General features: G+C 46.9%; 8 protein-coding genes, 2 pseudogenes and 1 riboswitch. Of the genes and pseudogenes, 2 read left to right on the top strand and 8 right to left on the bottom strand.

Annotated elements, in window-relative coordinates:
* The first annotated feature begins 17 nt into the window (after positions 1–17).
* Together ACTWJ7_RS06680 and ACTWJ7_RS06675 are read left to right on the top strand one after the other, a co-directional pair.
* Entirely contained in the window at positions 18–776 is a 759-nt protein-coding gene (locus ACTWJ7_RS06680) for an ABC transporter ATP-binding protein (protein WP_301879909.1), read from the top strand.
* A 3-nt stretch (positions 777–779) separates the two neighbouring features.
* Positions 780–3,182: an ABC transporter permease gene (locus ACTWJ7_RS06675; protein ID WP_301879911.1), complete on the top strand. Its 2,403-nt coding sequence runs from the start codon at positions 780–782 to the stop codon at positions 3,180–3,182.
* A 289-nt stretch (positions 3,183–3,471) separates the two neighbouring features.
* On the opposite strand, the pseudogene mmuM reads toward ACTWJ7_RS06675, so the two are convergent.
* The 8 genes and pseudogenes from mmuM to ACTWJ7_RS06635 all read right to left on the bottom strand — a co-directional run bounded on the left by mmuM (position 3,472) and on the right by ACTWJ7_RS06635 (position 12,429).
* Positions 3,472–4,507: pseudogene (mmuM, locus tag ACTWJ7_RS06670) on the bottom strand (homocysteine S-methyltransferase).
* Positions 4,485–5,890, bottom strand: a pseudogene (gene mmuP, locus ACTWJ7_RS06665) (S-methylmethionine permease). The pseudogenes mmuM and mmuP overlap by 23 nt, the downstream one beginning before the upstream one ends.
* An 86-nt stretch (positions 5,891–5,976) precedes the next feature.
* A riboswitch (SAM riboswitch) is annotated at positions 5,977–6,079 on the bottom strand.
* 95 nt (positions 6,080–6,174) lie between these two features.
* A complete protein-coding gene (locus ACTWJ7_RS06660; protein ID WP_443145222.1) occupies positions 6,175–7,098 on the bottom strand; it encodes a Ger(x)C family spore germination protein in 924 nt (307 codons plus the stop codon).
* Positions 7,095–7,376 carry a hypothetical protein gene (locus ACTWJ7_RS06655; protein ID WP_443145221.1) on the bottom strand — a complete coding sequence of 94 codons (282 nt, stop codon included), beginning with the start codon at positions 7,374–7,376 and terminating at the stop codon, positions 7,095–7,097. Before ACTWJ7_RS06655 ends, ACTWJ7_RS06660 begins: the two co-directional genes overlap by 4 nt.
* The gene (locus ACTWJ7_RS06650) at positions 7,373–8,470 is read right to left on the bottom strand and encodes a spore germination protein (protein ID WP_301879914.1); all 1,098 of its coding nucleotides are present in this window, start codon (positions 8,468–8,470) and stop codon (positions 7,373–7,375) included. Before ACTWJ7_RS06650 ends, ACTWJ7_RS06655 begins: the two co-directional genes overlap by 4 nt.
* Before the next feature lie 27 nt (positions 8,471–8,497).
* On the bottom strand, positions 8,498–10,189 hold the full coding sequence (locus ACTWJ7_RS06645) for a spore germination protein (protein ID WP_443145220.1): 1,692 nt from the start codon (positions 10,187–10,189) through the stop codon (positions 8,498–8,500).
* Between the two features lie 151 nt (positions 10,190–10,340).
* Positions 10,341–11,201, bottom strand: a complete 861-nt coding sequence (locus ACTWJ7_RS06640; protein ID WP_079350271.1) for a methyl-accepting chemotaxis protein — start codon at positions 11,199–11,201, stop codon at positions 10,341–10,343.
* A gap of 394 nt (positions 11,202–11,595) precedes the next feature.
* On the bottom strand, positions 11,596–12,429 hold the full coding sequence (locus ACTWJ7_RS06635; protein ID WP_079350185.1) for a MurR/RpiR family transcriptional regulator: 834 nt from the start codon (positions 12,427–12,429) through the stop codon (positions 11,596–11,598).
* Between the last annotated feature and the right edge of the window lie 150 nt (positions 12,430–12,579).

Here is a 12,579-nt window from a genome sequence, read left to right as displayed (position 1 = left end):
AGTGGGGAGTGATCCGCTTGACCAAAACAAACATTATCCGGGCTCAAAACTTGTGCAAAACATACAATACTGGAAGTGAACAATACCACGCCATACGAAATGTCGATCTTGATATTTACGAAGGGGACTTCACGGTCATCATGGGCAATTCCGGTTCAGGCAAATCCACGCTGTTATATCTGCTGAGCGGACTGGACCAAGTGACAGCCGGGGAGGTTTACTTCCGGGATCAGCGCATTGATGCCTACAGTGAAAGGGAAATGTCCGAATTCCGTACTCGTAGAATTGGTTACATCTATCAGAGCATTAATCTGGTACCGGACCTTTCCATTCAGGACAACATTGCTTTACCTGGATATATTGCCGGTAGTAAAAGAAATGAGATCAAGGCGCGTACTTCCCATCTCATGAAGGCAATGGATATTGATGGACAGAACAGCCGCCTTCCCTCCCAAACATCGGGAGGACAGCAGCAACGGGCAGCAATCGCACGCGCACTGATTAATTCACCGGACATTATTTTTGCGGATGAGCCTACCGGGAGCCTCAACTATGACCACGGGAAAGCGGTACTGGATATCCTGACCGATATCAACCGGAAGGGACAGTCGGTCGTCATGGTTACGCATGATATCCAGGCAGCGTGCCGGGCTGATCGTCTGATCTTTATCCGGGATGGCAAGGTTGGTGGTATCCTCGAGTTTGACAAATATGACGAACACCAGATCCAGGATCGGGAATCAATGGTCTTCGCGTTTGTATCGGGAAAGGAGTAATTTATGGCTGCCATGTTGAAACTGAGCCTCTCCTACCTGAACAAAAACAAAATACAAAACGGGTTCATCACCCTGCTCATTTTGCTGTCGACCCTACTGGTATCCACTGCGGTCATCATTCTGGCCAATACAGGTAACCTATTTAACGAAATGCACAACCGAACCAATGGGTCTCATCAAATACTGACGTTCGATAAAGGGCTGAATGACCCTACAGCCGTGCATGACTGGTGGGCTGCCCAGGACGGAGTTGAGGTGTCACCTCTGCTGACTTACCGTACGCTGTCTGGCATCACTTTCAAAGGCACAGATATTCCCAACCTGTATCTATACATGATGAATCCCCCTTCACCACCATGGGCTGTGGATGAATTGGTCTTCTCAAGCGGTACACAGAGCTCTGCTCCAGCACAGGGGACGATATGGATTCCCACTTCCATGGCGAATGGCTATGATATGGCTGTAGGAGATACCGTTAATTTCAAGACCGGGTCGACCACCCTTGATCTTCGCGTTTCCGGGATTGTAGTCGATGTGCCTTATGGGGCACCTTTCACTAATACGGCAAGGATCTGGATGAACAGTACAGACTACCAGAGTGATTTTCAGGCACTCGCAGGAAAAGATAATCATATGATGGGCATACATTTTGATGATTATCAAACGAATTCCAGCTATTGGGAGCGTTATGCCAGCGATACGGGTGCACCATTTCTGGAAACCAAGATGGAGTTTGAGAGCATCTCTTCCTTCTATCTGATCATCAATCAGATTATTGGATTCATTATGATTTTCCTGGGGGCCGTCATGATGGTTATTGCCCTCATCACTATTGGATTTACCATTTCTGATGCCATCTTAGCCAATTACAAAACGATAGGTATCCTCAAATCACTGGGACTGACCTCTGGAAGAACAATTGGTACATACGTCATTCAATATACGCTGCTTTCCCTGATCGCCGTTCTTCCAGGCGTTGCGCTAAGCGTTTTTGTATCCAAGTTCATTATCCATATTTCTGTTTCTTCTCTTCGAGCTGGCAATGATGATATACCGATGGAAGGCATCGGAGCCGCCATGTTGATCGGCATACTGCTATTTGCTCTGGTCATCTTATTCGTTGTGTTGTATGCCAAAAAGGCACGCCGGATTGAACCCGTGCAGGCCATTCGCTATGGTATGTCGGAAACGGACAACACCCGATTGGCACGCCGAATGAATTCCCCGCTCGCGGGCCGGGTTGGATTTGCCCGACTGCCTGTTGCCGCCGTTATTGGCATACGCAATCTGATCAAGAATACCAAAAGCTCCATACTGATGCTGTTGTTAACCACCATGGCTGCCTCTGTGCTTGTCCTGGGATATGTTGTACTGACCAGCATTACCGGAATTGATCAGACAGCTGCAAAATGGGGTTATGACAATGCAAACATTGCAGCCGTCGTTGTGAACAAAGCCACCTTTCCCAAGAATGAGCTAAAGCAAGTCCTTGAAGAGGATTCCCGTATTAAAAATATGGGCTGGCAAGGCAACATCACGGGAATTGTCAGTCCCGAATCGTCAGCGGGCATGGCTGGCCAATCCACCAGCCTCTATCTGAGTGTTCTTGATGGGAGCTATCAGGAGCTAGGATTCGAAACGTTGAGAGGTACCAACCCTGAGCGAGAAAATGAAATTTCGATTGGTGTAAGTGTGGCAAGCATGTTGAACAAGGACTTGGGCGACCTGATTGACCTCTACATTGAGGGTGAAAAACGTACATTCATGATTACGGGGATCTATCAGGCCATCTCCAACATGTCCGTATCCGGGCGCATTACCGCAGATGCCGTGCGAAGTGTGAATCCAGACTATGGGGATGTCGACGTAGCCTTTATCAATGTCAATGATCCGGCACAGGCAGATGTCATTGCCCAACAGTTAAACGAACAGTTCAAGGATTCCGCTTCAATTGTCACACAGAAGACATTGCTTGATTCTGTTTACGCAGAAGCTGCGAGCATTCTCATTTACCCTATGGCTCTCATCGGTCTGTTGTTTATTCTGGTTACGTTCATTATCATTTTCAGTACCTGCCGGATCAGCATTCGCAAAGAAAGTAAAACCTACGGAATTTACAAGTCCATAGGCATGACATCCCGAAGAATTCGGTTGTCCGTTGCGCTGGGGGTTGCAGCTCTTTCTTCAATTGGGGCAATCCTTGGAATCGTCGTAGGTGTATATATGCTGCCAATTCTGCTTGAAAAGGTCCTCTCCGGATACGGAATCGTACAGATTCCCCTCATCCTGAACTGGGGAGGCATACTATTATTTGCATGCATGAGCATTCTTGCAGCAGCTCTGGGCTCCTGGGTATCATCCAGAGTGATTCGTGATGCTTCCCCACGCATTCTGGTCGTTGAATAATACAAAACGTATGAAGAATGAAGGAGGCATAACATGCGCAGGATCCATTGATCTTGCGGAATTAGAAGTGGATGGGAAATCCTCGGTTAAATCCGATGCGGGTACCATTCGTCTCGATTTGAATAACCTTGGGGATGGAAGCCAGCTCAAACAGTTTATAGTTTGTATTCCTTTAACAAACAACACAAATAAGAGCCTTTTCAAATCCGTTAAAGGATATGAAAGGGCTCTTTGCATTTAGAAAGTGTAGAACTGCACGTTCATAACTGCAACTTAACCTCTCATGTTCTCAGCTTTGGCTCCGCCACTTCTTCGCCAGTTCACCAATCTGATAGGGTGTAGTCCGGCAGCAGCCGCCAATAATCTTGGCCCCCGCCGCAACCCACTGCTCCGATGCATCGCTCATGCTGCCACAAGTACCCTGGCCGCTCCACGTCTTCGTTACTGCATCATAGATTTCACCCGAGTTAGGGTAGACAATAACCGGTTTATCGCTGGCCTGACTCAAAATACCGACCGCTTCTGTCACGAATTCCATCGGCGCACAATTCAAGCCAATCGCGGCAATCTGAGGCTCAGCACCAAGTAAGCGAGCACACTCTTCCAAGGGTGTACCCTCACTGATTGCTTTCCCGTCTTTCAAAGAGAAAGACATCCATGCATAGGCGTTGGGAAACTCCTTTAATAAAGCAACCAATACCTGCGCCTCCTGCAAGGATGGGATCGTCTCAAAAGCCAGAATATCCGCACCTGCCTCCAGCAGTGCTGCAATCCGTGGACGATGAAACGCGCTCAATGTTTCGTCCGAGACACCGTAGTGACCGACATACTCCGAACCATCTGCCAGATAAGCCCCATCAGGGTCCAACCGATGCAGCAACAATCGGACGCGGACGAGCCAATACCCTTTTCTCCGTTACCACTGCCGTATGTTTCTTATCGGTTGACTCGTTAGCTTCTAAATTCTCTAACTTCCCCCTATCTTGCACTTCAGCCCAGACTTCATCTCGGGCTCGCGCAGCGAGTTTCACTGTCTTGCTTATCAGTTCCAGCGACTCCTGCTCTCCGATGCCTCTCTTGCTAAAGCCGTCCACAGTCGCCTGATAACTGGATGTAATAGCACAGTCCGCTCCCGCACGGAAGTAATCAGCATGCACCTGGGAAATCACGTCCGGATTCTCCAGCAGTACACGTGCTGACCATAACGGGTCATCCAGATCACAGCCATGCTGTTCCAATTCGGTTGCCAGTGCACCATCCAAAATCATCACCGGATATTGGCACAATATTTGTTCTATGGGATTAGTTTGCGTTGGTTGCGTCATGTACTTGTCCTCTTTTCTTGTTCGCACGTTCTGTCAGATAATACGCTGCATAACATAGTGCGATAAATGGAACCCCGCAATACAGCGCAATACGCTGTGTCGGGTCAAAGGCGATACCTATGCATGAAGCCAGGCACAATACAAACGAAATAATCGGTACCACCGGATAAAACGGCGTTCGGTAAACCAGGTCCTTTACCGAGTTACCCTCTCGAATATATTGCCTGCGGAACATATACTGTGAAGCGCTGATGCTCATCCACACGGCGACAACCGCGAGGCCTGAGATGGACACCAGCGTAATATACACAGTACCCGGGGCAATAATGCTGGACAGCAAGGCCAGACCGCCCCCAACCATGCTAATCAGAAGTGCATTCAGCGGTACACCACGCTTGGTCAACCGGGCAAACCACGGAGAGATCGTCTTTTTATCCGCGAGTGACCACAACATCCGCGAAGAGGCATACAGACCCGAGTTGGCAGCAGAGAATTGCCGTCAGAATGACAAAGTTCATAATATCTGCTGCATAGGGTACTCCAACTCGCTCCATCACGGCCACGAATGGACTTTCAAGGACACTGGCATCCGACATCGGCAATAACGCAGAGAGAATAACGATCGTTCCAATAAAAAAGAGTATTAAACGCCACAACGTGGTATTGATTGCTTTTGGAATGGTCTTCTCCGGATTCTCGGTCTCCCCGGCTGCAATCCCGATCAATTCCGTGCCCGAGAACGCAAAGTTTACGGCAAGCATCGTCATTAGTATCGCAGTAGCCCCGTTCGGGAACCAACCAGATGCAGTAATATTAGTTAGAAATGGTGCAGGTTCCGAATCAGCCATTGGGATAATACCGAACATGGCTGCGCCTCCTAGAATAATAAAGACCACAATCGTAAGGACTTTAACCGATGAGAACCAGAACTCCGATTCCGCAAAAAATTTGACCGTCAGCGCGTTGAACAGGAAGATCATGAGCGCAAAGAGCGCACTCCAGATCCATACATTCACGGAAGGAAACCAGCGCTGCATCAGCAGTCCGGCTGCTGTAAATTCGGAACCGAGGGCAACCGTCCAGGTTAACCAATACAACCAGGCCACGGTGTATCCTGTTGCTGGTCCGATGTATTTTGCCGCATAGCTATGAAACGCCCCTGTCTCCGGCATATGAACGGACAGCTCACCAAGACAGAGCATGACCAGATAAACGACAATCGCTCCAATCAGGTAAGATAGAATCGTGCCGATCGGTCTGCTGGATGGTATATCCAGAGCTAAGAAATAAACCTGTACCAATGACTCCACCAAGTGAGAGCATAATTACATGTCGTGCCTGCATTTTACGCTGAAAATGCCCAGTATCTTTGTTGTTATCCATGCCTGCTCCCCTGCTTCTTCATCCAGAACAACAAAAAGACACACTCTTCCTGAAGAGTGCGCCGTTACTGACAAATAAAAACAAACGTCCTATCTATCAGGCTGTTCACCCGCTGGAATTAGCACAGTATCGTTCAGATCTGTTGCTGAGGCTTCTAAGGGCCAGTCCCTCCACCTCTCTGGATAAGAAAATGATTTTTTATAAATATAGCGATCTATCATGGTTGTGTCAACTATTAAATATCATCATCCATTTGTGGATAAAGGAAATCTCCAACCCCATCTTTAATCTATCGATGATCCATAATCTGTGATTTTCATTTTCACATCATAGGTCACGGGAATCTGACTAAAGGTTTCATCCCAATTTTTTTTGACCTTTTTCCATACCTTCGGATATTTGATCCGCAACTGCTCTCCAAATCCGGCCACTTCCACCCGATAGGTGTGCTGCATTTTGTTCATAACCTGCTGCATCTGTTCTTTGGCTGCACCAGCGAACTGAACCTCCAATTCATTAATGTACTCTTCCGTCGCAGGAATTTCCGGAGAACTCCAATCTTCCATGAGCTGACCTTCTGATTCAACCTTTACATGAAAAGAAATGTCATCTCCGTGGACTTTTGGCACAATTTTGCTCTTAGTAGACTTGATTTCATAGACTATCGTATGTCCCTTTTTCGGTGCATACGATTTTAAGGCCCCTCCCTTAGCCTCCCCAGTGATCCAGGACAATCCTTGAAGGTCCACCTGATTTAAGCTGCCGATCCACTTTTTCGTTTTCCCTTTATAGACGCCTGCTCCTGAGAATTTATGCTCCCCATCAGCAGTAAGGACATTTTGCAGCAAAAAGCTTGATCCTGACTGCATTTTGCCATCAAGTTTCGCGAGGGATACAGGAGGAAGAATTTTATTGTTACGATATGCATTATTCACCAACCCTCTCAGATAAAAGGCTGGGATTTCTCCCGGCTCCTTGGAGCTAAGAGCATCCAAAGCGCGTCCTTTGCTCACCAGAATAAGGGAACTGGGTCGGATATCATTGTCCCGCAAAATAAAATCAAGCAGCTGCTCCAGACTATATTTATTCGACAACTCTTGGGAAACGACAATAACCTTTAAATGATGACCAATGAGTGGACGGTCTCTTCTTAGAGCAAACTGACGAAAGATCTGAAAAAGGGAATCTCCGGTAAGCTGTTCATTCAAAAAGGTTTGTCCGCCGGAAGAACCACTGGAACTGCTTTGATTTTCCTGTTTCCCCCAACTCGTGGGACAATCTGTACGGTAGATGTAAATACATTGTTTTTGGGATAATGACCTCCTTGTTTATTAATGTCCTGTTCAAATTTCGATTCCTCAGCGACGTCCAGTCCCAGACCCACATAAACACTTAAATCTTCGATCTCTTTGCTGCTCCAGCACCCTGAGGCAAAAACCAGCAGCGCCGTTGACAAAATGGTTAATGTCTTTCTGATCCTGTTCAATTGTATTTGCCTCCTTTCTTTCGTAACATGCTCAACAACAGAAGCAATAGTGGCAAAATACCAAACAAATAAATGGATGCATCCCCCAAAAAGTTGCCGAGTTTGAACGTTTCGTCCACGTTCTGCGGAAGCATAGCAGTGATGTAACTGATCGGGAGCAGAATGATCAGAAAAGGCAGCATTTTTTTCTTGAACAATTGCGAACATCCAAGAGAAGCGGCATAATGCGTGATGGTAAACGTAGAGAAAATTTGCATAATCCAAATAACCAGCAGCAGGGATTCGAACCGTTCAAAGAACAATCCCTCAATCTCAAAGCTGCGCATCAAATCAAGTGTTGGCCACGTTCTTGTTCTCATGCCTTCAATAGATAAACTGCCAACAACCATAACCAATGTGATGAGGTAGATCACCATAGAGATAAGGATTCCCCATAACATGGCTTTCTTGCCCTTCTCCGGATTTTTCATAAATGCCATCACCACAAACATGACTTCATAACCCGTATAGGCAAGCATCGAAGATTTCAGCCCTTTAAACACCGGCATAATCCCCTCTCCCAGCACAGGTCTCAAATTATTGATCTCAAACAGACTGCTGCTCAGAAAAATGGCCAGTACAAAAAGAATAAGCGCAATGGGTAAAATGATCTCATACAAACGCGCCATGGAGTTGATCCCTCCTGAGATCAAATAAAAGCCGACCCACATAAACACCATGACAATGGCCCACACCGGGGTTCCCTCCAATAAATATAATCGGGTGACTTCAGCCATCACCCTGATTTCAAAGGCAGAGATGGCAAGGAAATACAGGATGATCGCAGCTCCCAAAATATAAGCAATCCACTTCCCTGTGATTTCCTCAGTGAATTGAAAAACGGTCTTCCCTGGGAATCTTCGGCACAGGGTCACCAGGATTATACCCAGCAGCATAACCAACAGACCGGACAATATAATTGAAATCCACACATCAGGCGTTTTGACCACCGTTACCGTAGTTCGGGGAAGTGTAAGTATTCCTGCACCGAGCATGTGATTGATGATAAAGACTGCGGCTTGAACTGTCGTCAGCTGATCCTGTTTAGGATTCATGATCCACCTCCTGAATATCGGATATGCCTACTTTTTGCGATCAGGGTCTTTTGGTTGCATCATGCTTGGGCGCTGCCTCATCATTCGTAAGGGTACCCGAATAACGAAATCCTTCCAATCCGACAGGCTGAACGGCACCGCCGGGGTGACGTAAGGAACTCCAAAGCTTTTCAACCGAACCAGATGACTGCAGAGCAGCAAGAAAAACATGACTACCCCAAACAATCCGAAGGCCGCCGCACTGAACATTCCAAAAAAACGTAATATACGCAGTGTAATCCCCGCACTATATGAAGGGATCGAGAACGAAGAAATCGCAGTAACGGCCACAACTATCACCAGAAATGGACTGACCATACCGGCCTTCACCGCGGCCTCTCCAATAATCAAACCGCCAACGATGCCCATCGCAGGTCCGATCGGCTTCGGAAGTCGAATTCCCGCTTCCCGCAAAATTTCAATGGAGACTTCCATAATCAGCGCCTCAATAATAGAGGGAAAAGGCACGCCCTGTCTGGTTTGAATAATGGTTAGAGCAAGCTTCGTTGGAATCAGACCCGGATGATAAGAGATAAAGGAGATATACAATGCAGGCGCGAGCAGGGCAAGCATGGCCGCCAGGAAACGAAGCATACGCAGAAACGTTCCCGGAATCCAGCGCTCGTAATAGTCTTCGGGGGATTGAAGCAGCATGCTGAAGGTCGACGGCACAATTAATGCAAAGGGTGTTCCATCCAGTAAGATGGCTACGCGTCCTTCCAACAACCCGCTGATTACACGGTCGGGTCTCTCTGTATTCTGAACCTGTTGAAAGGGGCTCAGTTCATCGTCTTCAATCAACTGTTCCACATAACCTGATTCCAGCATCATATCCATGTCCAGGCGTTGGATTCTTTTCTCCACCTCAGTGACAAGATCGGAACTTGCAATATCTTGGATATACGCAATGACGAGATCCCTTTTGATCCGGGTACCAACCTGATGCTTGGTCATAAACAAAGCCTCGTTACCTCCGAATAGCCGTAGTATGCCGGTATTATCACTCAGCCGTTCGGTGAAGCCGATTCTTGGCCCGCGAAGCAGCGCTTCAGATAGCGGCTCTTCCAGGCTCCGGGTTTTCCCTTTTGCTGATCCGACAAGAAGAGCTCCTGGCATCCCGTCAATCAACAATACATTTTTGCCGATAAGAACTGCCCGTGCCGCTTGTTGCAACGTCTCCGCTTCCTGAACTTCACTAACAGGCAGCAGCTGACTGCTTATATAAGCTTTGAGTTCATTTGCATTTTCGGGGTGTTGAAATGTTTCCCGCTCTGTTTCGGGTACCCCCTCAGTCATAAGGGGTGTGATGAGGTGCGTATCGATCAGATCATGATCTACCAAACCATCCACGTACATGACAGTCGCGGGCGTATTGGTTCCCCTTATCGTAAACTCCCGTATATGTACGTCTGCATTTTGACCAAACGTTTCTTTTACACTAATCAGATCCGTAGCATACTTCCCGGTAAGCCTTATATTTGCGTAACTTCCTGTCTCTTCGCCCGTAGAAGGATTGGAGTCAGCATCCCGATTTTGTTGATCTTTATTCGAAAAGGTCCCTTTCTTTAAGGATGAACGCACCCACTGGAATCCTTTCAAGAACAAGATTGGCATCAAAAATAATAAAAAGGCCTGTCCCAAGTAGACCACTCCGGCACATAAGAGAATATTTTCGCCCACATCTGTCTCACCCCATTATTTAGACTTTCTTGGTATCATTGAGTATTGTTACCTTGACTGCTCACAATAATTCCCGATTTTTTGAACAACAAAAAAAGCAGATGCCTCGATCAGCACTGCTTCCCTATAGGGTTAATGGAGTTTACCTTATCTATACGATTTTGGTTACGTGTTGGGCCTTTGTGTCCAGTAGATGTGCAGATGCCGCAATGGTTGTAAAATCATTCAACGCCACCTCGATTTGCTGCTGGCTTCGCTCCACGTACCCTTCAACCTGCTGTGTTCCGCCAGAGATGTTCGTAATCTCTTTCGTTATCCCATTCACACTATCCCGAATCTCATTAATGGAATTCTCGACCATGGCCGAAAGCTTCCGTACTTCCTTCGCTACAATATCAAACCCGCGTCCATACTCGCCAGCGTGTGCAGCTTCAATCGCAGCATTCAGGGCCAGAAGCTGGGTCTGCGACGCAATTTCGCGAATTGTTTTAACAACTCCCTGGATCGAACGTGCCTGTTCCTGCAAATGAGTCAGTGTTGCTCGGTTCTGGGTGGAAACTTCAGATATATACGTGATACTGGACATCAGCTCACGGCTTCGCTCAATGCCGATATCAGCATGCTCGTTCAGATCATGTGACATCGTCTTCAATTCATTAACGACAGCTGAAATATTGTTCTGACGGGTAGTAATGTTTGTAGCTATTTTGCACACACCCACTATGTTCTGATTCAATTCATCATAGACAGGCATATACGTTGCCTCAAGCCATACGGAATTGCCCTTTGCATCCTTGCGTTCAATCTTGTCCTGAAAGCTGGTACCGTTAAGCATACTACTCCAGAATGCCTCATACTCGGGGCTGTTCACAAATTCATTGAAGCAAAACTGCTGATGCTGCATGCCATACATCTCAGCTACCGTATAGCCCATCGTCTGGGCAAACACTTCATTAACATAAGTAACCCGTCGATCCAGATCGAATCGAATCATGGCCAGGCTTTTCTCCATGGCCTTGATGACCAGCGCATCGGTGACAACATCTTTCTTTTCCACATCTACTATAGGCAAAGCGATCCCCACTCCCTGACTTCTTCCCGTGATTAAACCGTTCTCCTTCTGGCAGTTCCTGCTGTTTTGCAATTATGTATCCAACTGAATAGAGACGACTCTATTATTGTATACTCCAATTGCAGTCAATTGGATCACTCCCAAATCAATTTTCAACAATTAGGTTACGGCTTGCCTTTTTATACCCCATAACCCACCCGTCTAAACATTATTTTTCATCAGCAGATTCTAACACAAAAAGAGGCGGTATAACCGCCCCTAATAGGGGTATAACATTCCATATTTATGTTGTGATCTGTATGCATCTCTGTGCATTACGTTACCTGTTCATCCATTAGCCTCTCGGCAATTTATCCGCGTACCGACTACGGAGATCAGCTAAGCGTTCCAGCTTGGACAGTGCATGCTCCTTCTGCATCAATCCCACTGCCAACACCAATTGCTCCATTAAGAGAAGTGGAGTAACCATGGAATGAAATTCGCCAAGTTCCCCTCTGCTGACATAAAAAGATAACGCCGTCGTCAATCCATATAACAGGTCTTCGCGATCTGTCACAAGTACGGCTTTGCTGCCTGTATCTTTGGCATAATCCAGAATGACCTCTGCTTCGGGAAGCAGCCTTGTGAAGCACATCAACAGTACCACGTCCTCCTGCTGCATATGCATTAGTGATTCCAATAATTCATGACCCCCACCAGCCAGATGGATGACCGTCAATCCGAATCTGGACAGCCGAAAGGACAATAACTCCGCCAAACCTGCGGATGGCCCTGGGGCATAGATATATACTCTTCGTGCTTCTGCAAGGATGGCGGCTGCCTGCTCCAGATCTCCCTGCTTCATATGAGACAACGTCTCCTGCAAATGGGTGACGGAGGCTTCCAGCAACTGAACGGGAAGGCTGTCCGTATCCATGCGGGAGATTGTTTTATTTAATTTGAGGGCAGGTGTGGTGTCTTCGGATGTACGAAGCCGGATTTTGAATGCTTTGGCATTGTCATATCCTACTGCCCGCCAGAAACGGGATACTGTTGCAATACTAACCCCCAGCCTGTCCGCAATCTCCTGCTCCGTCATGAATAGGATTTCCTCCGGATTGCGTTCAACAAAATCAGCAATTTTTAGCTGCCCTGGTGACAGCTGTTCTTTATGAGTAAACAAATTCATTCCGTATGCACTCCTTTTCTCGCTCTGCACTTAGTATATCAGTTGAACGAAGAGGAAGTCGTTTATGTATGTAATATTTTTTTCATCAATTTATTATTGTGTAATAAAAATTACATTCGATTTACAAATGTCTTCTTTTCCGTTAATACT

The organism is Paenibacillus sp. 1A_MP2 (assembly GCF_052244825.1).
GTDB classification, from domain to species: Bacteria; Bacillota; Bacilli; order Paenibacillales; family Paenibacillaceae; genus Paenibacillus; species Paenibacillus vandeheii.
This window is presented reverse-complemented; position numbering and strand designations above follow the sequence as displayed.

Excerpts from the sequence above, each read along its gene's own strand:
- ACTWJ7_RS06675 (WP_301879911.1), top strand. The coding sequence starts at position 780 with ATGGCTGCCATGTTGAAACTGAGCCTCTCCTACCTGAACAAAAACAAA.
- ACTWJ7_RS06650 (WP_301879914.1), bottom strand. The coding sequence starts at position 8,470 with ATGAATCCTAAACAGGATCAGCTGACGACAGTTCAAGCCGCAGTCTTT.
- ACTWJ7_RS06640 (WP_079350271.1), bottom strand. The coding sequence starts at position 11,201 with ATGGAGAAAAGCCTGGCCATGATTCGATTCGATCTGGATCGACGGGTT.
- ACTWJ7_RS06635 (WP_079350185.1), bottom strand. The coding sequence starts at position 12,429 with ATGAATTTGTTTACTCATAAAGAACAGCTGTCACCAGGGCAGCTAAAA.